Source organism: Psychrobacillus soli (genome assembly GCF_006861775.1).
GTDB classification, from domain to species: Bacteria; Bacillota; Bacilli; order Bacillales_A; family Planococcaceae; genus Psychrobacillus; species Psychrobacillus soli.
Genome location: NZ_VDGG01000034.1, coordinates 16,704 through 41,002 on the forward strand (window position 1 = coordinate 16,704; position 24,299 = coordinate 41,002).

The window sequence follows — 24,299 nt, forward strand, 5'->3', positions numbered from 1 at the left end:
ACATACGATTGTGTGAGGAGAGTGGAATATATGGCTAAATCCCTGAAGAATTTAACAAGCATCTTAATCCTTTTATTTTTAGCACCTATCATTATTGCTACCGTCCAAACACCTCTTTTTATGGCACAACCGGAACAAGTGGAAGAAAAGAAAAAAGAGGACATTCCTGTAGTGTATGCAGCACAATTGGAAAAAAAGCAACCAGTTGTTCAAGTTCAAGAAATAATAGAACCCAAAAAAGCATTTGTTTACTTTACTCATTCCCATGAAGCTTATCAACCGATACTTGCTGCACAAGGTGAAAAAGTTGCTATTTATCATCCGATAAGCAACATCACGACTTTTCAAGATCAGATTAATGCACAGTTTGCTTTTCACCAACTACAGGCAACTTTTTTAGAAAACTACAATAAAAAAGAAATGGATGACTATCATACAATTCGTCCATTAGTCCAACAAGCAATCGGGCAAAACGAATATGATATTGTTTTAGATATTCACAGAGATTCCGCAAAAGCAAATGTTACGACGCTTAGAAGTGGAGAACAAAGCTACGCTAAATTTATATTCGTTGTTGGCGGAGAGCATCCCAACTATCGATGGAATGAGCAACTTGCGCAAAATCTCTCTAACCAATTAAATAAATTAGTACCTGGAATTTCACGAGGGATTTTATTGAAAGAAGGTAAGGGAGTAGACGGTGTTTACAACCAAGATCTTTCCAAAAATTTACTTGTTGTAGAACTTGGAGGCATTGATAATAACGAACAAGAAATTAATCGTTCGATTGCGATTCTAGCAAAAGCATTATCCAATATGTTAAATGAACAATTACCTTCATAAGTAATAAAATAGCGGTGCATGTAGGTTTTATAGCTTTCTGCAAATAATAATTTGGATGTTATAGGGATAATTGTCGTAAAAAGTGCTCGCTAATCAGCGTCTATGATCCAGTAAATGGCTTAGGGCAACCAATTGATCATTGAAAGCAACCAGTTCTGCTCGGAAAGCAATCAAATCAGCGCGAGAGCAACCAAATTGCTAGTGAAAGCAACCAATTCTCAAAATAGCAAGTGTACTTGGAGTGAGTCGACGAGAGCTTTAACGCATTACTTATAAATGTTGCGCATTTTTGATTGATCAATCATCTCCAGATAAAAAGAGGGGATTTTGTTGCCGTAGCGGCAAGCGCGAAGGCTAGTGGAAACTCCGTACGACGCACTATCCCTTAACAATAAATTATCTTATATCGAAAAGAGATGAAGTGTATCACAGATGCCTCATCTCTTTTTGTGTGGAAAGCATTCGCAGCAGATTGTGTTATGTACGGGTTTTTGATAAGATTAAATTCTGGCGAAAAATTATTTTTTAACTTTTATCCAATAAGATTATTTAGAATGTACATAAAATGTAATAGTTATATTTCTTAAACAATCCTTTATCTGTTATAATTCAAGTAGTTTAATTAGGAGTGAACAAGTATGAACCATGAAGAGAGATTAGCACGACAGAAAAAAATACGTAACTTTTCGATCATCGCGCATATTGACCACGGGAAATCGACGCTTGCTGATCGTATTTTAGAAAAAACACAAACGGTCACATCACGTGAAATGCAGAGCCAATTGCTCGACTCGATGGATCTAGAACGAGAACGCGGAATTACGATAAAATTGAATGCCGTTCAATTGACATATACAGCAAAAGATGGGGAAGAATATATTTTTCATTTAATCGACACACCTGGACATGTCGATTTCACGTATGAAGTTTCTAGAAGCTTAGCTGCTTGTGAAGGGGCAATTCTTGTAGTAGATGCTGCACAAGGAATCGAAGCGCAAACACTTGCAAATGTCTATTTAGCACTAGACAATGACTTAGAAATCTTACCAGTTATTAATAAAATCGATTTACCTGCTGCAGATCCAGAACGAGTGAAAAAAGAAGTAGAAGAAGTAATCGGATTAGATGCGTCTGAAGCGGTACATGCTTCTGCAAAAGCAGGAATCGGTATCGAAGAAATATTAGAACAAATCGTGGAAAAAGTTCCGGCACCTGTTGGTGATCCTTCTGCTCCGCTAAAAGCGCTTATATTTGACTCTTTGTTCGATCCGTACCGCGGAGTAATTGTCTACATTCGAATTATGGAAGGTACAGTGAAACCTGGAGATAAGATTAAAATGATGTCTTCTGGCAAAGAATTCGAAGTTGTAGAAACGGGAGTATTCACGCCAAAAGCAACGATGCGTTCTGAACTAACAGTTGGAGATGTAGGGTTTTTAACGGCATCGATGAAGCATGTAGGAGACTCGAGTGTAGGGGATACGATTACATTAGCTTCGAACCCAGCTACTGAAGCTCTACCAGGATATAGAAAGATGAATCCAATGGTATTCTGCGGTTTATATCCAATCGATAATTCAAAATATGTTGATTTACGTGATGCCCTCGAAAAATTAGAACTAAATGACTCGGCTTTAGAATTTGAACCTGAAACTTCCCAAGCACTAGGATTTGGGTATCGTTGTGGATTCTTAGGACTGCTTCATATGGAAATCATTCAAGAGCGTATTGAGCGTGAGTTTAAAATCGATTTAATTACGACAGCACCAAGTGTTATTTACGACGTAAAGTTAACAAGCGGTGAAACGATTAAAGTCGATAACCCATCCATGATGCCAGAAGTACAAAAAGTCGATAAAATTGAAGAGCCATATGTAAAGGCTTCAATTATGGTTCCGGAAGATTATGTTGGTTCGGTTATGGAGCTTTGTCAACGTAAACGCGGAAATTTTATTACGATGGATTATTTATCTGCCGCACGTGTGAATATTATTTATGAAATTCCATTATCGGAAATTGTGTATGATTTCTTTGATGCGTTAAAATCAAGTACAAAAGGATATGCATCATTTGATTACGAATTGATTGGGTATAAAGAATCGAAACTAGTGAAAATGGACATTCTTCTTAATAGTGAGAAGGTAGATGCTTTAAGCTTTATCGTGCATAAAGACTTTGCTTACGAACGTGGGAAAGTAATTGTAGAGAAGTTAAAAGCATTAATACCTAGACAGCAATTCGAAGTGCCAGTACAAGCGGCAATCGGACAAAAAATCGTTGCACGATCTACGATTAAATCCATCGGTAAAAACGTATTAGCAAAATGTTACGGCGGAGATATTTCGCGTAAACGTAAACTTCTTGAAAAACAAAAAGAAGGTAAAAAACGTATGAAACAAGTTGGTTCTGTAGAAGTTCCTCAGGAAGCATTCATGGCCGTTCTGAAAATGGATGAGCCAAATAAGTAAAAAGAAAGAAGGGGGCGCGAGTATAGAGCCCCCTTTTTCCTATATAGAGAGTAGGAATTATTATGGTACGGGGAGTGTATATTCATATTCCTTTTTGTCATCAAATTTGTAATTACTGTGATTTCAATAAATTCTTTTTTCAAAATCAACCTGTAGATGAATATATTGAAGCACTCGGACAAGAAATGGTCTTATGGGCGGATGATTTAAAAAATGCATCTGTTGAAACAATTTTTATCGGCGGAGGTACACCGACTTCGCTATCGGTAAAACAATTAGAACGTTTACTTGCACTAATTCATACACATATTCCCATGGACAGCCTTGTGGAATTTACATCGGAAGCGAATCCAGACGAATTAACACTTGAAAAAATGCAATTGATGCGCAAATTTGGAGTAAATCGCTTAAGTATGGGTGTACAAACATTTGATCAAGAGTTGCTACAAGTACTTGGTAGAACGCATTCCAATGATCATGTATATAAAGTCATCGAATATGCCAAACAAACAAATTTTCCATCGATTAGTATAGATTTGATGTATGGCTTGCCAAATCAAACAATGGACCAATGGAAAGCATCTTTAAAAGAAGCTTTCCGTCTAAACATTCCACATATTTCTGCATATTCACTACTTGTAGAGCCGAAAACGATTTTTTATAATTTATTATCGAAAGGGAAGCTAACATTACCAGGGGAAGATTTAGAAGCAGAAATGTATAGCTATTTGATGGATGAAATGAAGCGTAATGGCTATGCGCAATACGAAATTAGTAATTTTGCTTATAAAGGAATTGAGTCTAAACATAATTTACTTTATTGGGATAATGATGAATATATTGGTCTTGGTGCTGGTGCCCATGGATATGTAAACAGCGTGCGATATTCAAATCATGGACCGCTAAAAAAGTATATGCATACAATTGAAGTGGATGAAAAACCTATTATGATGCAAAAAGAAGTTTCTCAAGTCGAAAAGATGGAAGAAGAAATGTTTTTAGGCTTGCGCAAAAACGAAGGAGTTTCACTTGCACGATTTGAACAAAGATATGGTCAAGCATTACAAGGAGTGTACGGAAAAGAAATAGATGAACTTCTTGAAAAAGAGCTTGTCTCCATCGAGAATAATTTTATCAAACTAACGAAACGAGGACGTTTTGTTGGAAACGAAGTATTTCAATATTTTCTTACAAGCTAAAACGTTGACAGTTTACATGAGATTTGATAAATTTTCTATATAAGTATTAGCACTCTCTATTAACGAGTGCTAACAGAGGTGATAATCATGCTAACTAACAGGCAATTATTAATATTGCAAGTAACGGTAGATGATTTTATCGAAACCGCTCAACCAGTTGGGTCTCGTCAACTTTCGAAAAAGGAGGAAGTTCCATTTAGTCCTGCTACAATTCGAAATGAAATGGCAGATTTAGAAGAAATGGGCTTTTTAGAAAAAACACATACTTCGTCTGGTCGTGTGCCTTCACAAAAAGGCTACCGTTATTATGTAGACAATATGTTAACTCCACAACGAATTACCAAAAACGAGATTAAACAAATTCGTTCTGTTTTTGAAGAACGAATGGTAGAGACGGAACAAATAATCCGTAAGTCAGCGGCAATTTTGTCAGAACTAACGAATTATACCTCTATTATGTTAGGCTTAGATGTGAGAAAACATCGTGTCAAAAGGTTTTCTATCGTACCATTAACGGATGATTCCGCTGTTGCAATTATTGTGACAGATAGTGGACATGTAGAAAATCGCGTATTTTCTATACCTGAGAGCTTTACTGCATCGGATATTGAACGAATGGTCAATTTGATTAATGAACATTTAGTAGGTGTTCATTTACATGAGCTCCCTTCAAAATTAGAAGCCGTTACAATAGCAGTTTTACGCCAAAAAAACGGTCGTCTAAATGATTTACTAGGTTCATTAAACAAAGCGATGACAATTGAACATGAAGATAAAGTGTACTATGGTGGGAAAATGCAACTATTAAATCAACCTGAATTTAATGATGTAGAAAAAGCACGAAGTATCATGTATTGGATGGATCATGTAAACCAAATTCCTGGATTATTCCATTTAGACCAAAAAGGAATTCAGATTCGGATCGGTACAGAAAACAACCACTTAGCTATGGAAGATTGTAGTATTATTACAGCTTCCTACGAAATTGGGGAGGAACAAATGGGTTCCATTGCAATTATTGGACCTACTCGAATGGATTACAGACGAGTCGTTTCTTTACTTGATGTGATGAGTGGCGACTTATCGAGAGAATTGTCGAAAATTTTACATGGGCCGTATGGATAAAGGAGAGTTGCTATCAATGACTGAAAAAAAAGATGGAATTGCAGAAGAAGTTGAAACTGAAAAGCTAGATGAACAAGAAGAAGTTACAACTGAAGAAGTAGTAGAAGAAGTAGAATTAGAAGTAGAGGAAGTAGATGAGCTAACGCTTGTCAAACAACAGTTAGAAGAAGAACAAAACAAAGCGATTCGTTTACGAGCAGATTTTGAAAACTATAAACGTCGAGTTCAATTAGACAAAGAAGCGGATTACAAATACCGTGCGCAGTCTGTTTTATCGGATATTTTACCAGTGTTAGATAACTTTGAACGTGCTTTAGCTGTCGAAACGACTTCGGAAGAAGCTGCATCATTAGCTAAAGGAGTAGAAATGGTTTATCGCTCTTTACTAGATGCAGTATCCAAAGAAGGACTTGAACCAATTGAAGCAGAAGGCGTTCCATTCGATCCGAATTTTCATCAAGCAGTTATGCAAGAAAAAGATGACTCAAAAGATTCTGGTATCGTGCTTCAAGAACTACAAAAAGGGTATAAGTTAAAAGATAGAATTTTAAGACCATCTATGGTTAAAGTTAACGAATAAACTTAATTTAAAAATAATTAAATGCACTTTATATTTAGGAGGAAATAAGTATGTCTAAAATTATCGGTATTGACTTAGGAACAACGAACTCATGTGTATCTGTACTTGAAGGTGGAGAACCAAAAGTAATTCCAAACCCAGAAGGTAACCGTACAACTCCATCTGTTGTAGCATTTAAAAATGGCGAAAAACAAGTTGGGGAAGTAGCAAAACGCCAATCCATTACAAACCCACATACAATCGCTTCTGTGAAACGTTTAATGGGTACAAATGAAAAAGTATCTGCAGAAGATAAAGAATATACACCACAAGAAGTATCTGCAATGATTCTTCAATATTTAAAAGGATTCGCAGAAGAATACTTAGGTGAGAAAGTAACAAAAGCGGTTATTACAGTTCCTGCTTACTTTAATGATGCAGAACGTCAAGCGACTAAAGATGCTGGTCGTATTGCAGGACTTGAAGTAGAACGTATTATTAACGAACCAACAGCAGCAGCACTTGCATACGGTTTAGATAAAATGGATCATGACGAAAAAATCCTTGTTTACGATTTAGGTGGCGGTACATTCGACGTATCTATTCTTGAGCTTGGAGATGGAGTATTTGAAGTATTAGCAACTGCTGGAGACAACCGTCTTGGTGGGGATGACTTTGACCAAGTATTAATGGATTATTTAGTACAAGAATTCAAAAAAGATAATGGAATTGACTTATCACAAGATAAAATGGCTGTACAACGTCTAAAAGACGCTGCTGAAAAAGCGAAAAAAGATTTATCAGGTGTTACGTCAACTCAAATTTCACTTCCATTTATTACTGCTGGAGAAGCTGGACCACTTCACTTAGAAGTAACGATGACTCGTGCAAAATTTGATGATTTAACTGCTCACTTAGTTGAACGTACAATGGTACCAACTCGTCAAGCGATGAAAGATGCTGGATTATCTGCTTCTCAAATTGATAAAGTAATCTTAGTTGGTGGATCTACTCGTATTCCTGCAGTACAAGATGCGATTAAAAAAGAAACTGGTAAAGAGCCACATAAAGGTGTAAACCCTGATGAAGTAGTAGCAATGGGTGCAGCAGTTCAAGGTGGAGTGTTAACTGGAGATGTGAAAGACGTTGTATTACTAGACGTTACACCACTTTCTTTAGGGATTGAAACAATGGGCGGCGTATTTACGAAGTTAATCGAACGTAATACGACAATCCCAACATCAAAATCTCAAACATTCTCAACTGCAGCAGATAACCAACCAGCAGTAGATATTCACGTTTTACAAGGTGAGCGTCCAATGTCAGCAGATAACAAAACGCTTGGTCGTTTCCAACTTGCGGATATTCCACCAGCTCCACGTGGCGTTCCACAAATCGAAGTTACATTTGATATCGATAAAAATGGTATCGTAACTGTTAAAGCTAAAGACATTGGTACTGGAAAAGAACAAAATATTACCATCCAATCGAATTCATCATTATCTGATGAAGAAATCGACCGTATGGTAAAAGAAGCAGAAGCAAACGCTGAAGCGGATAAAGTTCGTAAAGAAGAAGCTGAAGTGAAAAACGAAGCAGACCAATTAGTATTTATGACAGAAAAAACATTAAAAGACTTAGAAGATAAAGTATCAGAAGACGAGAAAAAATCAGCGGAAGATGCAAAAGAAGCGTTAAAAGCTGCTCTTGAAGCTGGTAACTTAGAAGATATTAAAGCGAAAAAAGATGCATTAAACGAAATCGTTCAACAATTAACAATGAAACTATATGAGCAAGCGCAAGCAGAAGCTGCTGCAAATGGTGGGCAAGCGGATGCTAAGGATGACGGTGTTGTTGACGCTGAATTTGAAGAAGTAAACGACGATAAAGACAACAAGTAATTAGTAAGTTAGTCGGTAACGAAAAGTCAAAGACCGTATTCGGCTTTGGCTTTTCTTACTGTTTAGACGTAGAAAATTATACGTGTTACAATATTCATTATGTGTAGGTAGAGAGCAGGAGAGTGAACAATGGATAAACGTGATTATTATGAAGTGCTAGGAGTTTCCAAAAGTGCTTCTCAAGATGAAATTAAAAAAGCGTATCGTAAACTATCAAAACAATATCACCCGGATATTAACAAAGCAGCGGACGCTGATGTAAAGTTCAAAGAAATTTCGGAAGCATATGAAGTATTAAGTGATGAACAAAAACGTGCGCAATACGATCAATTTGGTCATGCCGGTCCTAACCAAGGCTTTGGTGGTGGAGATGGTTTTGGATTTGAAGATATCTTTAGTTCTTTTTTTGGCGGAGGCGGTGGTGCTAGAAGACGTGACCCGAACGCACCTCGAAAAGGGAATGATCTTCAATATTCGATGACGATTGAATTTGAAGAAGCTGTTTTTGGAAAAGAAAAAGAAATTGACGTTGCAAAAGAAGAGACTTGTGATACATGTACTGGAACTGGTGCTAAACCAGGAACGCATCCGGAAAAATGTACGCATTGTAATGGTCATGGTCAGGTAAATGTGACACAAGATACACCATTTGGTCGCATCCAAACGAAACGTGCGTGTCATCATTGTGAAGGAACCGGGAAAATGATTAAAGACAAATGTACGACTTGTCATGGTAAAGGTACTGTAAACAAACGCAAAAAAATTAAAGTGACAATTCCAGCAGGTGTGGACGATGGTCAACAACTACGTGTAAGCGGTCAAGGAGAACCAGGCATAAATGGTGGGCCAGCGGGTGACTTATACATTGTATTCCGCGTAAAAGCAGATCCAAGATTTGAACGAGACGGCGACGATATATATTACGAGTTACCACTAACGTATGCGCAAGCAGCACTTGGAGACGAAATCGAAGTTCCTACAGTGCAAGGGAAAGTGAAACTAAAAGTTCCTGCGGGTACGCAATCCCAAACAACATTCCGTCTAAAAGGAAAAGGGGTAAAAAACGTACATGGATACGGTACCGGGGATCAACATGTTGTAGTGAAAGTAATCACACCGAAGAAGTTAACAGAAAAACAAAAACAATTACTTCGTGAATTTGCAGAAATTAGCGGGGATATTCCAGAAGAGCAAGGCAGTTCATTATTTGATAAAATCAAAAGAACGATAAAAGGCGAATAAAGGAGTTGGAGCAAGTGAAATGGTCTGAACTATCCATTCATACTACAAATGAAGCAGTGGAAGCAATTAGTAATATTTTGCATGAGGCTGGTGCTAGTGGAGTAGTTATTGAAGATTCAGAAGAGTTATTAAGAGAAAGAGAAGATGTATTTGGTGAAATTTATAGCTTAAATCCAGATGATTTCCCTGTAGACGGTGTTCGAGTAAAAGCTTATTTAGCGGAAACTAGCTTTCTACTGGAAACGGTAGAAGAGATCAAACTTGCGATTAACAACTTACAAAACTTTAATATCGACCTTGGGCATAATCGTGTAACTGTACAAGAGGTAGATGAAGAAGATTGGGCTACTGCTTGGAAAAAATATTACCATCCGGTGAAAATCTCGAATCGTTTTACAATCGTACCAACTTGGGAAGACTATGAGCGAGTAAATACAGATGAACTAATCATCGAACTAGATCCTGGTATGGCTTTTGGAACGGGTACGCATCCGACTACTGTTATGTGTTTGCAAGCACTTGAAAAAACAGTGCAACCGGCATGTAGCGTAATTGATGTAGGAACTGGTTCTGGCGTCCTTTCCATTGGAGCTGCAAAATTAGGTGCTGCTTCTATTCATGCGCTGGATTTAGACGAAGTAGCCGTTCAATCGGCCAAAGAAAATATCGCATTAAATAAAGTAGAAGATGTTGTTCAAGTAACACATGGTAATCTGCTAGACAATGTGAACGAACAAGCAGATATCGTCGTTGCGAATATATTAGCTGAAATTATTATGACATTTACAAATGATGCTTATTCCATTGTAAAAGATGGCGGCCTATTTATCACGTCCGGTATTATTGCAACGAAAAAAGAGGATGTTCGTAGTTCCTTACAACAAGCTGGATTTGAAATCGAGGAAGTTATGATGATGGAAGATTGGGTAACAATTATTTCAAGAAAGCCTGTTCAGTAAGGAGACTGTCATGCAACGTTATTTTACAAATGAACTTATAGAGGAAAATAATACGGTGACGATTACAGGTGAGGATGCGCATCATATGATTCAAGTGATGCGCATGTCTCCTGGGGATGACGTATATGTAGTTGCGAATAACCAAACGTATACAATGACAATTGTAGAGGGAACCGCTAAATCTGTTTTGCTAATAATAAAAGAAACTCATGAGCAAACGAATGAAATGCCAATAAAAGTTTCCATCGTTTGTGGTCTTCCAAAAGGTGATAAACTGGAATTGATCACCCAAAAAGCGACGGAGCTAGGGATGCATACACTTTATCCATTTGAAGCAAAGCGTTCTATCGTAAAATGGGACAAGCAAAAAAATGAGAAAAAAATTGCTCGCTTACAAAAAATCGCGAAAGAAGCTGCGGAACAATCTCACCGTTCCTTTATCCCGCAAATACATAACCCCATCTCCTTACAAAATCTTATAGAGATTTCCAAATCGTATGATGTTAAATTTGTTGCAGATGAGGAAGATGCAAAACTTTCTGAACGAAAAAAGTTTGCTGACCAACTAAAAAAAGTGTATGATAAACAATCGATACTAATCGTCTTTGGCCCAGAAGGTGGGCTCGATAGACAGGAAGTAAAACTTCTATTAGAACATGATTTTCAACCCATAGCACTTGGGCCAAGGATACTACGAACAGAAACAGCACCGTTATATGCGCTTGCTGCAATTTCCTATGAATATGAATGAAAGAGGTGTAAGGACTTGTCATCCGTTGCATTCCATACATTAGGCTGTAAAGTTAACCACTATGAAACAGAGGCTATATGGCAATTATTTAAAGAAAATGGCTATGACCGCACTGAATTTGAAAAACAATCAGATGTATATGTGATTAATACATGTACCGTAACAAACACTGGCGATAAAAAAAGTCGCCAAGTGATTCGACGTGCTATTCGTCAAAATCCAGATGCTGTAATTTGTGTAACAGGTTGTTATGCGCAAACTTCTCCCGCTGAAATTATGGCGATTCCAGGAGTAGATATTGTAGTAGGAACACAAGAACGTACGAAAATGCTTGATTATATTGAACAGTATAAAACAGAGCGTATGCCGATTAATGCGGTTGGGAATATTATGAAAAATCGAGTATACGAAGAGTTGGACGTTCCTGCTTTTACGGATCGTACGCGTGCATCATTGAAAATTCAAGAAGGCTGTAACAACTTCTGTACTTTTTGTATTATTCCGTGGGCTCGGGGGTTAATGCGTTCCAGAGATCCAGAAGAAGTAGTGAGACAAGCACAGCAATTAGTAGATGCTGGTTATTTTGAAATCGTTCTAACTGGTATTCATACAGGTGGATACGGAGAAGATTTAAAAGATTATAATTTAGCACAGCTTTTAAGAGATATCGAATCGAAAGTAAAAGGTTTAAAACGACTACGTATTAGTTCGATTGAAGCGAGTCAATTATCCGATGAAGTAATCGACGTTTTAAGAGATTCTAAAATTGTTGTGAGACATTTACATATTCCGATTCAATCTGGTTCCGATACTGTATTAAAAAGAATGCGTAGAAAATATACGATGGAGTTTTTTGCGAATCGATTAGACCGATTAAGAGAAGCACTTCCTGATTTGTCCATTACATCGGATGTAATTGTCGGTTTTCCAGGTGAAACAGAAGAAGAATTTATGGAAACGTTTAACTTTATTCATGACCAAAAGTTCTCAGAGCTTCATGTTTTCCCTTATTCAAAACGAACTGGTACACCTGCAGCGAGAATGGACAATCAAGTAGATGAAGAGATAAAGAATGAACGTGTTCATCGATTAATTACATTGAATGATCAATTAGCGGCTGAGTATGCATCCCGTTTTGAAGGGGAAGTATTAGAAATTATCCCAGAAGAAAAATATAAATTAGATCCTGCTAGTGATTTATATGAAGGATATACAGATAACTATTTGAAAGTAGTCATTCCTGGTACGGAAGAGTTAATTGGAAAACTAGTGCGTGTGAAAATAATAAAAGCTGGTTATCCATACAATGACGGGCAATTTGTTCGTGTGCTTGAAGATGTAGAGGAACTAGTCTAAGTCAGTGAGAAGAATCTCACTGGCTTTTTTTTAGATTATCCATTATGATAAAGAGGTACGTACAACTCGGAAGGAGATTATAAAATGACTCAAAATATTGCGGCATTAATCGACCATACATTATTAAAACAAGATGCGACTAAAAGTCAAATTGAAAAACTTTGTGAGGAAGCAAAAACCTATACATTTGCATCTGTTTGTGTAAATCCAACTTGGGTCAGTGTCAGTGCGGATCTATTGAAAGGTTCACCAGTAAAAGTTTGTACAGTAATTGGCTTTCCACTTGGAGCAAGTACATCGGCTGTAAAAGCATTTGAAACGACAAATGCCATTGAAAACGGTGCGGAAGAAATCGATATGGTAATAAACGTAGGTGCTTTAAAAGATCAAGATTATAACTTTGTGCAAAAAGATATCGAAGCTGTAGTGGAAGCTGCAAAAGGAAAAGCTATCGTGAAAGTTATTTTAGAAACTTGCTTATTAACGGACGAAGAAATTTTAAGAGCAAGTGAAATTTCAAAACTTGCTGGAGCAGATTTTGTGAAGACTTCCACAGGTTTTTCTACAGGCGGAGCGACGGTTCATGCAGTAAAGTTAATGCGCAGCGCTGTTGGCCCAGAACTTGGTGTAAAAGCATCCGGTGGTGTTCGGAGTTTGGCTGATCTACAAGGAATGGTAGCTGCTGGAGCAACAAGAATCGGTGCAAGCTCAGGTGTAGAAATTGTCCAAGGCTTAGAAAGTGAATCCGATTATTAATTTAAGTCAAAGTATTGACCAGAATGAAAGTATACGGTATAATTTTTTAGTACATAACACTAGGTTATGTGCTTGACGTGTGTTCGGAGGGAGGGAAAAAGAGATGTCAAAAACTGTCGTTCGTAAAAACGAATCGCTTGAAGATGCTCTTCGCCGCTTCAAACGTACTGTATCTAAAAGTGGTACAATTCAAGAGGTAAGAAAGCGCGAGTTTTATGAAAAACCAAGCGTGAAACGTAAAAAGAAATCTGAAGCTGCCCGTAAACGTAAATTCTAATTAATTGAAATTTACAAAGCTTCAAAGCTGAGGTTTCTAAAACCCAAGCGTGAAACGTAAAAAGAAATCAAAAGATGCTCGTTAACGTAAGTGGTATTTTTATCCCAACCATCCCTACGTTCAAAACACGTACTTTATGATTAACATTTACAATTATGTAAACCGAGAAAATTTATTTTCTCGGTTTATTTTCATTTTATGAAACTTTTATTGTTCTCATCCGTAAACAGTAGTATACATATAGTAGAAGGGAGGTTTAAGGATGAACTTGTCTCGGTACATTATTTCTTTCTGTTTATTGTTGTTCTCATTTTTCATGGTTGTACCTTCTTTTACTGCCGATACACCGACTGTTTATAAAATTCCAGTCCATAAAGAAGTGGAAAAAGGCTTGTACGCTTTTTTGAAGAGATCTATTAATGAAGCTGAAGAGGCAAAAGCAGATGCAATTATATTTGAATTGAATACACCAGGTGGCTTTGTAGATTCAGCGGAGAAAATTTCTAACTTGCTTGACTCTACTTCCATTCGAAAAATAGCTTTTATTAATACGGAAGCGTTATCTGCTGGGGCATATTTAGCGCTACATACCGATGAAATTTATATGTCTCCTAATGGAACAATCGGTGCAGCAGCAGTAATAGATAATAGTGGCAATACAGCAGACGAAAAAGCAAACAGTGCATGGAAAGCGAAGATGATTAATGCAGCACAGCGCACTGGAAAAGATCCCAAATATGCACAGGCAATGGCGGACGACACTGTGGATTTACCACAATACAGAGCGCCTGTGGGGAAATTATTGACACTCACTTCATCAGAAGCTTTGGAAGTGGAGTATTCAAAAGGAACTGTGGATTCGTTTGAGGAATTATTGGCAAAGACAAATCTGGTGAATGCGAAAGTCGTAGAAACAGAAGAGACATTTTTGGAATCGGTTGCACGATTTATTACGCATCCAATTATTGTGCCGATATTATTATCTATTGCAAGTTTAGGGTTGATAGTTGAACTGTACTCTCCAGGATTTGGGGTTGCGGGTACGATGGGACTTATCTCAATCGGGCTTTTCTTTTTCGGGCATCTAGTTGCTGGTCTTGCAGGCTATGAAACGATTATTATTTTTGTAATCGGAGTTCTATTAATAATTGCTGAATTCTTCTTGCCTGGAGGAATTAGTGGTATATTAGGTGCAGCTGCTATTATTTTTAGTATAATACTAGCAGGAGGCAATATTGTGCAAATGAGTATTGCTGTATTAATTGCTTTAACAGTAGCTATAGTGGGAATGGTGATTATTATGAAGTTCTTTGGAAAACAGATGAAAGCATTAAACAAGATTATCTTGTCTGATGCTACAACGACGGAGCAAGGATATGTGTCCAATGAAAATCGAATAGATTTAATTGGTAAAGTGGCCATTACAATGACTGCCCTTAGACCGTCTGGAACTATACGTATCGACAATGAGCGAATCGATGCAGTATCTGATGGTAGTTTTGTTGCGAAGGATAAACATGTTACAATTATTAAAGTAGAAGGCTCTCGTATAGTTGTACGAGAAGTCGTGGAAGGGGAGAAAGAATAATGGCACTTACTGGAAGTACGATTGGATTAATAGTAATTATCGTTTTAGCATTTATATTGCTATCGGTGTTCTTCACGTTTTTCCCAATTACACTATGGATTTCAGCTTTAGCGGCGGGAGTAAAAATTAGTATCTTTACACTTGTAGGGATGAGGTTGCGTCGAGTAATTCCATCACGTATTGTTAATCCTCTTATTAAAGCACATAAAGCAGGATTAAAAGTAGCAATTAATCAATTAGAAAGTCATTATTTAGCAGGTGGTAACGTAGACCGCGTCGTAAACGCACTTATTGCTGCACACCGTGCAAATATTGAACTAACATTTGAACGAGCTGCAGCGATCGATCTAGCAGGTCGAGATGTACTAGAAGCGGTGCAAATGTCTGTAAACCCGAAAGTAATTGAAACACCATTTATCGCCGGTGTTGCGATGAACGGGATTGAAGTAAAAGCGAAAGCGCGTATTACGGTTCGTGCCAATATCGACCGTTTAGTCGGTGGTGCGGGTGAAGAAACAATTGTTGCCCGTGTTGGTGAAGGAATTATTTCAACAATCGGATCGAGTACTAGCCATGAACGCGTGCTTGAGAACCCGGATTTAATTTCTCAAACCGTGTTAGCCAAAGGATTAGACTCAGGTACGGCATTTGAAATTCTATCGATTGATATTGCGGACGTTGATATAGGTAAAAATATCGGGGCAGAACTACAAACAGAGCAAGCGGAAGCGGATAAGAAAATCGCACAAGCTAAAGCAGAAGAACGACGTGCAATGGCCGTAGCCTCTGAACAAGAGATGAAAGCGAAAGTAGTAGAAATGCGTTCAAAAGTAGTGGAAGCAGAGGCAGAAGTACCACTTGCGATGGCTGAGGCATTAAGAGAAGGAAATATTGGTGTGATGGATTATATGAACTATAAAAACATCCAAGCGGACACTAGTATGAGAGACTCCATTAGTAAAGTTGGAGGAGATAAACCTTCCACTGAAGAGTTGAAAGACTAGTCTAAAACCGCGGAAAGGAGGTCTTTCTCCTTGGAATCATTAATTATTTTCGTTATCATTGGTATTATTAGCGCATTGTTTGGCAAAAAAAAACCGGAGCAAAAAAATGCTCCAAAACAGGTCAAAAAAGTTTCACCACAAAAACCTTTTGCTGAAAATCCGTTTAAAAATTTAGGAGAATTAGCAAAAGAGTTTAAACAGCAACAACAGGCGGAACTGGAACGTAGAATGCCGGTTATGAAGGAAGAACCGGTTGTTGCGGTACCAGTGGAAAAAGCGCAGCGTGAAGTAAGTCGCAATCAAGGTGTGCCAAGATCTTCTGGACGATTGTCTGTATACCAAGGAAATAGACCAGATGTGAATGCTACAAAACCAGTGATAGCGGGCGTATTACCGGAGACGAAGGATGAACTTGTCCGAGCTATTATTTTGTCTGAAATATTAGCGCCACCAAAATCCAAAAGATAACTCATGAACACCCCCTTACATGCATAAATTCATGTAAAGGGGTGTTTTTTATAAAACAGTTATTTCCACTCCACGCGAGTATTATGATTGATAATTTTAGTGACATTATTTTAGATTACGAAATAACCCTTCTTAAGTTAAATGAAAATAGCATAGTATGTTCTTACGATCATTATTTATTAGAAATTAATGCCGATAGCTTACAAATAAAATCGCTATCGGCTGGCAGGCTACATTTAACTGTGGAACAACTTAACTTTTTTAATTTAACTAGGAAGGATCGTACTTAATGGCAAGCCTCATACGTGTACAAATACCGATGACAACTGATCAACATGCTTTGTTTCAACGTCTGTTTGCTATAAATATTAACGTATACAGCGTGTATAGCAGCGATAACTACTTATATTTCTCGATAAAAAAGAAAGACTTAAAGGCTTTCCGAAAAGTTAGAAAAACGATGAAAATAAAAGTAGCCTTAGTAGATGAAACAAAAAAAGGAATTATTTCTCCTTATTCATACGCTTTCATAGGCGTCGTTCTTTTTTTCATCATCCCTATCTGTCTTGCACAATTCATTTGGACAATTCATATTGAATCCGATTCGCCAGAAAACAATATCTTACTATATGAAGAACTAAAAGCGATGAATATTAAAGAAAACATGCTTGCTTCTTCCTTGCCTGCTGAACAAGAAATAAGGCAAAAGATTTTGTTGAAGTACAAAGAATATTCATGGGTACATTTTAGCCAATCAGGTTCTATGCTTATCGTGTCGCCAATGCTCGCACCAAAACAAACCGAACGAGAAATAAAAGACGCGCCGCCGGTTCATTTAATTGCTAAAAGAAGCGGTGTTATTACAGATTTTGAACTAGTTAAAGGGGTAAGAGCAGTACAAAAACATGTCGCTGTTAAAAAAGGGGATACACTCGTAAATGGGTTTGTTACACAAGGAGATAAACGAATTATTACGAGTGCAGAAGGAAAAGTATATGCAAGTTATTGGATTGAACTACAGTTTGAACTTCCTAAAACAGTAGCGATTGTAAAGCCAAATGAAAGGGAATTGGTAATCCAAAAAAAGGGGCAGTCTAACGTTCCTTTCTGGAAAGAAATCGTTCTTCCATCTTTCTTACGCAACTATGTAGAAGCAGGATATGTACAAAAAAATATAGAAGAGTCTTACGAGTTGAATGAAAAATCGATGGAACGATTAATACGTCCTTTATTATTTCAAAAAATAATCAACGACTTACCTGCGGGTACACAAATATTAGAAGATAAAGTTTTGCAGGTATCTATACAAAATGATAAAGTAAAAGGGAAGGTCTTATTATTAGTTAATGAAAATATTGCAATACCACAAGTTATACCCCAAGGAGACGAAGCATGAGCGAACAAAAACAATTAGATATTAACTTGCAGGACCCGGCAGAAGCGGTAATGCTTCTCGGAATATCAGATAAAAATGTAAAGCTTATTGAAGCGGAACTAAAGGTACGACTCATCACAAGAGGCGAACAAATTCAAATTGTTGGTGAAGAGAAGAACGTAGAAGAAGCGAAAAAACTCATGGTACAACTGCTTGCTGTTATTCGCAAAGGCATCAATATTAACTTACGTGATGTTACTTCAGCAGTTGAAATGAGCTTGAATGGAACGATTGAATATTTTTCAAGTCTGTATGATGAAGAAATTGCAAGGAATACAAAAGGAAAGGCTATTCGTGCTAAAACGATTGGTCAACGAGAGTATATACAAGGAATTAGACATACGGATTTAACATTCGGAATTGGCCCAGCAGGTACTGGTAAAACGTATCTTGCCGTTGTGATGGCAACTCAAGCATTGAAAAATGCACATGTGAAAAAAATCATTTTAACACGTCCTGCGGTGGAGGCAGGCGAAAGCCTAGGATTCTTACCTGGAGATTTAAAAGAGAAGGTAGACCCGTATTTACGGCCGTTATACGATGCCTTGCACGATGTACTTGGGACCGAACAAACAGACCGCTTGATGGAACGTGGTACAATTGAAATTGCTCCGCTTGCATATATGCGCGGTCGAACGCTAGACGATGCTTTTGTTATTTTAGACGAAGCACAAAATACAACAAAAGCACAGATGAAAATGTTTTTAACCCGTCTTGGTTTTGGTTCGAAAATGGTCATTACGGGCGATAAAACGCAAATAGATCTACCAAAAGGTGCTGAATCTGGGTTAATCGTTGCGGAGAAAATTTTACACAATGTTCCCGGTATGCATTTTCAATATTTAGAACAGGGTGATGTAGTTCGTCATCCACTAGTTGCAAAAATAATTCAAGCATATGATGAGCAACAATAATAGCATTTCCAAAAGCAACGGTCCATTAGCTGACTGTTGCTTTTGTTAATTTTCAGGAAATAGTAATGACTAGCTTTAACTTTGAGGTATAATAAAAGGACAAGCTGTGAAGGAGCTGAGTATAGAGTGAAACCCATTTTGTTAAAATGGAGAGAATGGCGCAATCATAAATATCTCCCTTTCGTTATCATTCTCTTAACAGCGTTTTGCATGTTCTTTTTATTAATTGGAAATGTGAAAGAAAGTAAATATGATATAGAACGATTCCAGCTATCACCTGATACGATACGTTCTGTTAAAACAATGGAAGACCCGATCAAAACAGAGGAAGAAAGAGAAAAAGTAGAATTAGAAGTTCTTCCTGTCTACCAATTTCAAGATGAAACCGCAGACAACCAAGGAGCAATTATCCAATCTATTTTTGACAGTGTACTCGAAGTTAAAAAAAGCCCTCCGGACGAAGCTGTAGAAGAGGTGACTGTTACACCGCTTTCCAAGTTGAAAGATGAAATGGATATTTTAGCGGAAAATGCAAGTATTATTCCATTAAGTGATGAAACGTTAACTGTTTTATTAAAGCAGTCAACTCCTATTTTAAGAGAATCAAAAGAGAAATTATCCACTATTGTAGAAACAGCATTAAATGAACCGATACGCTCCGAAAATATTCCAGCAGCGCGTGAAAAGATTGGTTCGCAAGTTGGAAATACATTTGGATTTTCTGGAGAATATATGACTGTCCTTATCAATATAGCACGTGGGGCGATCGTAGCAACAGAAATCGAAAATGAAGAGTTAACGAAGTTACGGATTGAACAGGCAAGAGCAAGTGTAGAGCCAACTCGAATTTTACAAGGACAAATTCTTGTACAAAAAGGAGAAATAATAGACCGAGAAGTTTATAGGCAAATTGAATTACTAGGGATGTTAACAGATAAAGCTTCTTATAAGCCATTGATCGGTGTTGGATTGTTCGTTGTACTTACGATGTGGGTACTATTTGCACAAACGTTTCGTAAGAAAGAGAAAGCTAATACGAACGCCAAAAACTTGGTTGTTGTTGCTTTTAGCCTAATTGTTTCTGTATTAATCATGAAAGTGTTACAATCTGTTTCGTCCAATTTTGATGTCGTCATTGCCTTTATATTCCCGACAGCAATGGTTTCTGTATTTGTTTACTTATTAGTAAATGAGCGTTCGGCATTCGTTACTAGTTTTATTGTTGCTGCTTATGCCGGCATTGTTTTCCAAGAAGGTTATACGAATGTATTTCAAATGGAAATTTCATTATACATATTATTCGGGAGTATAGCAGGTATTTTCGCCATGCAGCGAACACATAATAATTCTCAAATATTTCGGGCAAGCTTCATCGTTTCAGCGATAAACCTATTATTTATCTTGTTTTATTTATTAATGACAAAAACGACGTATGAATTTTCCGATATATTGTTTTATGTTGGAGTAGCTGTATTATCGGGTATACTATCTGGGGCACTAACGATTGGGATATTACCATTTTTTGAATCCGTATTTGGCATTTTGTCGACGATGCGGTTAATCGAACTATCTAATCCGAATCATCCTTTATTAAAAAAAATATTAACGGAAACTCCTGGAACGTATCATCATAGTTTAATGGTCGCAAACTTAGCAGATGCTGCATGTGAAGCGGTTGGTGCTAACGGGTTACTCGCGCGCGTAGGTTGTTATTATCATGATGTTGGGAAGACGAAACGGCCTGGTTTTTTTATCGAAAATCAAGTGAGTGGTTACAATCCACATGATAATTTACCACCAGAAACGAGCCGTGATATTATTATTGCACATGCCGAAGATGGGGCAGACATATTACGGAAACATAAAATGCCAAAAGAAATAATCGATATTGCACAACAACATCATGGAACAAGCTTGCTCAAATTCTTTTACTATAAAGCAAAAGAAATAAAGGAAGACACACCAGAAAAACTGTACAGATATCCAGGACCAAAACCTCAAACGAAAGAAATTGCGATTATTTCGGTTGCGGATAGTGTAGAAGCTGCTGTCCGTTCGATGAAAGAACCAAATGCAGAGAAAATTAGGGAACTAATCCAATCCATTATTAAAAACAAATTATTAGATGGTCAATTTGATGAATGCGATTTGTCGTTAAAGGAAATAAAGAGAATGGAAGAAAGTTTCTGTACGACGATGAATGGGACATTCCATTCGCGTATTGAATACCCAAAATAAGGATGTAAGGGGCTAAAAGAATGATAGAACTAGATTTAATGGATGAAACAAGCACACTATCTGAAGAAACGCTGACGCTTGTCGAAAAAGTATTAACTTCTGCCGCTACGCAATTAGCAGTAAAAGAAGGTAGCGAAGTAAGTGTTACATTTGTAACAAACGAGGTTATCCAAGACATTAATAAAACGTATCGCCAAAAAGATATGCCAACGGATGTCATTTCATTTGCCATGGAAGAAATGGGAGAAGGAGAAATCGAGATTAAAGATGCGGATATTCCAACATTACTTGGCGATATTGTTATTTCGGTTGAACGTACATCAGAACAAGCGGCATCATACGGACATACATTTGAGCGGGAGCTTTGCTTTTTAGCTGTCCATGGCTTTTTACATTTGCTTGGTTACGATCACGGGACGGAAGAAGAAGAGAAAGAAATGTTCAGTTTACAAGAAACGATTTTACAAGCGTTTGGTTTAAAGCGTGAAGGCCATGGACTTTCGTAAGTTTTTTAAGTCGTTTTTATATGCATCGCAAGGTGTTGTGCATGTTGTTAAAAGTGAACAAAACTTTCGCTTCCACATACTAGCTGCGGCAATTGTATTAATCGCAAGCCTACTTTCTCGATTATCGAAATGGGAATGGATAATCATTATCATGTTAATATGTGGTATGTTCGTGATAGAATTAGTAAATGCGTCGATTGAGCGTGTCGTTGATTTAACATCGCCTGAACTACATCCACTTGCCAAACAGGCAAAGGATCTAGCGGCAGGAGCGTGTCTCGTGTATGCCATTTGCACAGTAATCGTTGGTTTAATCATATTTCTCCCGAAATGGTCGGGAATATTATTTTAGAGGTGAACAAGATGGATAAAGAAATGTTATTAGCAGCATCTATTAAGGCAAGAGAAAATGCGTATGTACCTTATTCAAAGTTTCCAGTAGGTGCAGCACTTTTAACGAAAGACGGAGAAGTAATCCACGGCTGTAATATTGAAAATGCATCTTTTGGATTGACTAACTGTGCAGAACGTACGGCTATATTTAAAGCAGTATCTGAAGGAAAAAAAGATTTTGCTGCTATTGCAGTTGTCGCTGATACTGAAGGACCTGTTTCTCCTTGCGGTGCCTGCAGACAAGTACTAGTACAATTTTGTGAAAAAGATATGCCGGTTTTCTTAACGAATTTAAATGGAGATGTATCGGAAACGACAGTTGGAGAATTATTACCGGGTGCATTTAAAACGGAGGATATGGAATATGGAACAAAATAATAAAGGGTTTAAGTCGGGATTCATTTCGATTATTGGACGTCCAAATGTAGGGAAGTCCACATTTTTAAATAGAGTAATTGGCCAGAAAATTGCCATCATGAGTGACAAGCCTCAAACAACTCGAAACAAAGTACAAGGGGTCTTAACATTAGATGATAGTCAAATGATTTTCATTGATACACCAGGTATTCATAAACCGAAGCATAAACTTGGTGACTTCATGTTAAAAGTAGCGAAAAATACACTTCGTGAAGTGGATGCTATTTTATTTATGGTGAATGCGACAGAACCAAGAGGAAAAGGCGACGAATTCATTATTGATTTACTTGAGAATAATGAAACGCCGGTATTCCTAGTTATTAATAAAATTGATCAAGTGCATCCGGATGAACTAATCTCGATTATTGAGTCTTATAAAGACAAATATGATTTTGCTGAAATAGTTCCGATTTCTGCATTGCAAGGTAATAATGTAGATCGTTTGCTTGAAACAATTCAAAAATACTTGCCAGAAGGCCCTCAATATTATCCTGCGGATCAAGTAACCGATCACCCGGAACGATTCATCATCTCTGAATTAATTCGTGAAAAAGTACTCCATTTAACGCGTGAAGAGATTCCTCATTCCATTGCGGTTGTAATTGATAAGATTAAAAAAGAAGAAGATACCGAAAAAGATATGATCCGTGTAATGGCCACGATTATTGTGGAGAGAGATTCCCAAAAAGGGATTGTTATCGGGAAAAGAGGCGCACTTTTAAAAGAAGTAGGTACGCGAGCTCGCCATGATATCGAAATGCTACTCGGAACGAAAGTGTTTTTAGAATTATGGGTAAAAGTTCAAAAAGATTGGCGCAATAAATCGACCCATTTACGCGATTATGGATTTAGAGAAGACGAGTATTAAGAAGGAAGGGAAGGCTTTTGCTTCAAAAAGTAGAAGGGATTGTCTTACGGACTTCATCTTACGGAGAAACGGATAAAATCGTCACGATATTTTCACGAGAATTAGGAAAAAGAGCAGCCATGGCTCGTGGGGCCAAAAAACCAACGAGCCGCCTGTCTTCTATATCCCAGCCATTTACCTATGCTTATTTTTTGATTCAGCAAGGTAGAGGGATGGGATCCCTACAGCAAGGGGAAATTATTGACTCTATGCGCTCTATTCGAGAAGATATTTTTACTACTGCGTATGCTAGTTTCATCATGGAGCTAGTAGATAAATTAATAGAAGATGAGCGCCCGAAACCACATGTGTTTACTATTTTGCAAGAAGCGCTGGAAGCTATTTCTGAGGAGTATGATCCAGAAGCAATTAGTTTATTTGTAGAATGGAAGATGCTTCCTATTGCTGGTATTTATCCGGTGTTGCATCAATGTACTAACTGTGGAGCAACGGACGGGGAATTTGCATTTTCTTTTGCTCAAATTGGATTCCTTTGCCACAGATGCTTTTCGGTTGATCCCTATTTAATAAGGTTAACACCAGCACAAGTGAAGTTAATCCGTACCTTTTACTCCGTTCCGATAAGCCAAGTTGGAAAACTTACGTTAAAAAAAGAAACAAAGGGCTTTATCAAAAAAATCGTTCGAACCATTTATAATGAACAAGTAGGAATTCGTTTGAAGTCTCAAGGGTTTTTAGATCAAATGGAGAAAACGCCAGAATTTTTTAATCCCAAAAAAGATCCAAGTTCCGAAGCATAGCGCTTCGGATTTGGATCTTTTTTGGGATTATTTTATGCTATAGAAAATTATTAAAATCTAAACATGTGGATGATTTTTTTCAAAGTAGTATAAGGTATGCCATTTCTTGTATCGAACGCGATATAGGGATACTGCGTCGACTAGTGAACGCTAGGATTTTCACTGCAGTCGTACGCTTTCCACCGGGTGAGCGATGAGCCTTCACCGCGGCTTAGGCGTCCGCCTAAGCCGC

The 24,299-nt window shown here is 37.5% G+C and carries 23 protein-coding genes; all 23 read left to right on the top strand.

What is annotated here, in order from left to right:
- The first annotated feature begins 30 nt into the window (after positions 1-30).
- The 23 genes from spoIIP (at position 31) to recO (ending at position 24,067) form a co-directional block, all read left to right on the top strand.
- On the top strand, positions 31-843 hold the full coding sequence (gene spoIIP, locus FG383_RS14870) for a stage II sporulation protein P (RefSeq protein ID WP_142608178.1): 813 nt from the start codon (positions 31-33) through the stop codon (positions 841-843).
- Between the two features lie 638 nt (positions 844-1,481).
- Positions 1,482-3,311: a translation elongation factor 4 gene (gene lepA, locus FG383_RS14875; protein WP_142608179.1), complete on the top strand. Its 1,830-nt coding sequence runs from the start codon at positions 1,482-1,484 to the stop codon at positions 3,309-3,311.
- 62 nt (positions 3,312-3,373) lie between these two features.
- Complete coding sequence (hemW, locus tag FG383_RS14880; RefSeq protein ID WP_142608180.1) at positions 3,374-4,510, top strand: radical SAM family heme chaperone HemW; 1,137 nt, start codon at positions 3,374-3,376, stop codon at positions 4,508-4,510.
- A gap of 87 nt (positions 4,511-4,597) precedes the next feature.
- On the top strand, positions 4,598-5,635 hold the full coding sequence (gene hrcA, locus FG383_RS14885; protein WP_142608181.1) for a heat-inducible transcriptional repressor HrcA: 1,038 nt from the start codon (positions 4,598-4,600) through the stop codon (positions 5,633-5,635).
- Between the two features lie 16 nt (positions 5,636-5,651).
- Positions 5,652-6,215 (top strand): nucleotide exchange factor GrpE, encoded by a 564-nt coding sequence (gene grpE, locus FG383_RS14890; protein ID WP_142608182.1) that lies wholly within the window; start codon positions 5,652-5,654, stop codon positions 6,213-6,215.
- Between the two features lie 50 nt (positions 6,216-6,265).
- Entirely contained in the window at positions 6,266-8,095 is a 1,830-nt protein-coding gene (dnaK, locus tag FG383_RS14895) for a molecular chaperone DnaK (RefSeq protein WP_142608183.1), read from the top strand.
- Positions 8,096-8,224: 129 nt separating this feature from the next.
- On the top strand, positions 8,225-9,337 hold the full coding sequence (dnaJ, locus tag FG383_RS14900) for a molecular chaperone DnaJ (RefSeq protein ID WP_142608184.1): 1,113 nt from the start codon (positions 8,225-8,227) through the stop codon (positions 9,335-9,337).
- Positions 9,338-9,351: 14 nt separating this feature from the next.
- Positions 9,352-10,296, top strand: a complete 945-nt coding sequence (gene prmA, locus FG383_RS14905) for a 50S ribosomal protein L11 methyltransferase (RefSeq protein WP_142608185.1) — start codon at positions 9,352-9,354, stop codon at positions 10,294-10,296.
- A 10-nt stretch (positions 10,297-10,306) separates the two neighbouring features.
- Positions 10,307-11,047, top strand: coding sequence for a 16S rRNA (uracil(1498)-N(3))-methyltransferase (locus FG383_RS14910; protein ID WP_142608186.1), 741 nt, complete (start codon positions 10,307-10,309; stop codon positions 11,045-11,047).
- Between the two features lie 15 nt (positions 11,048-11,062).
- A complete protein-coding gene (mtaB, locus tag FG383_RS14915; protein WP_142608187.1) occupies positions 11,063-12,403 on the top strand; it encodes a tRNA (N(6)-L-threonylcarbamoyladenosine(37)-C(2))-methylthiotransferase MtaB in 1,341 nt (446 codons plus the stop codon).
- 84 nt (positions 12,404-12,487) lie between these two features.
- Positions 12,488-13,159 carry a deoxyribose-phosphate aldolase gene (gene deoC, locus FG383_RS14920; RefSeq protein WP_142608188.1) on the top strand — a complete coding sequence of 224 codons (672 nt, stop codon included), beginning with the start codon at positions 12,488-12,490 and terminating at the stop codon, positions 13,157-13,159.
- Between the two features lie 103 nt (positions 13,160-13,262).
- Entirely contained in the window at positions 13,263-13,436 is a 174-nt protein-coding gene (rpsU, locus tag FG383_RS14925) for a 30S ribosomal protein S21 (protein ID WP_016426884.1), read from the top strand.
- Between the two features lie 262 nt (positions 13,437-13,698).
- Positions 13,699-15,024: an NfeD family protein gene (locus FG383_RS14930; RefSeq protein WP_142608189.1), complete on the top strand. Its 1,326-nt coding sequence runs from the start codon at positions 13,699-13,701 to the stop codon at positions 15,022-15,024.
- The gene (floA, locus tag FG383_RS14935) at positions 15,024-16,028 is read left to right on the top strand and encodes a flotillin-like protein FloA (protein ID WP_142608190.1); all 1,005 of its coding nucleotides are present in this window, start codon (positions 15,024-15,026) and stop codon (positions 16,026-16,028) included. The genes FG383_RS14930 and floA overlap by 1 nt, the downstream gene beginning before the upstream one ends.
- Positions 16,029-16,058: 30 nt before the next feature.
- The gene (locus FG383_RS14940) at positions 16,059-16,496 is read left to right on the top strand and encodes a hypothetical protein (RefSeq protein ID WP_142608191.1); all 438 of its coding nucleotides are present in this window, start codon (positions 16,059-16,061) and stop codon (positions 16,494-16,496) included.
- 289 nt (positions 16,497-16,785) lie between these two features.
- Positions 16,786-17,892, top strand: a complete 1,107-nt coding sequence (locus tag FG383_RS14945) for a sporulation protein YqfD (RefSeq protein WP_142608192.1) — start codon at positions 16,786-16,788, stop codon at positions 17,890-17,892.
- Complete coding sequence (locus FG383_RS14950) at positions 17,889-18,845, top strand: PhoH family protein (RefSeq protein ID WP_142608193.1); 957 nt, start codon at positions 17,889-17,891, stop codon at positions 18,843-18,845. Before FG383_RS14945 ends, FG383_RS14950 begins: the two co-directional genes overlap by 4 nt.
- Before the next feature lie 126 nt (positions 18,846-18,971).
- Positions 18,972-21,083 carry an HD family phosphohydrolase gene (locus FG383_RS14955; RefSeq protein WP_246097021.1) on the top strand — a complete coding sequence of 704 codons (2,112 nt, stop codon included), beginning with the start codon at positions 18,972-18,974 and terminating at the stop codon, positions 21,081-21,083.
- 20 nt (positions 21,084-21,103) lie between these two features.
- Positions 21,104-21,589, top strand: a complete 486-nt coding sequence (ybeY, locus tag FG383_RS14960; protein ID WP_142608194.1) for an rRNA maturation RNase YbeY — start codon at positions 21,104-21,106, stop codon at positions 21,587-21,589.
- Entirely contained in the window at positions 21,576-21,941 is a 366-nt protein-coding gene (locus tag FG383_RS14965; protein ID WP_142608195.1) for a diacylglycerol kinase family protein, read from the top strand. The genes ybeY and FG383_RS14965 overlap by 14 nt, the downstream gene beginning before the upstream one ends.
- Before the next feature lie 11 nt (positions 21,942-21,952).
- Positions 21,953-22,360: a cytidine deaminase gene (locus FG383_RS14970; protein WP_142608196.1), complete on the top strand. Its 408-nt coding sequence runs from the start codon at positions 21,953-21,955 to the stop codon at positions 22,358-22,360.
- On the top strand, positions 22,347-23,267 hold the full coding sequence (gene era, locus FG383_RS14975; protein WP_142608197.1) for a GTPase Era: 921 nt from the start codon (positions 22,347-22,349) through the stop codon (positions 23,265-23,267). Before FG383_RS14970 ends, era begins: the two co-directional genes overlap by 14 nt.
- 17 nt (positions 23,268-23,284) lie before the next feature.
- Positions 23,285-24,067 (top strand): DNA repair protein RecO, encoded by a 783-nt coding sequence (recO, locus tag FG383_RS14980; RefSeq protein WP_142608198.1) that lies wholly within the window; start codon positions 23,285-23,287, stop codon positions 24,065-24,067.
- Positions 24,068-24,299: the final 232 nt, after the last annotated feature.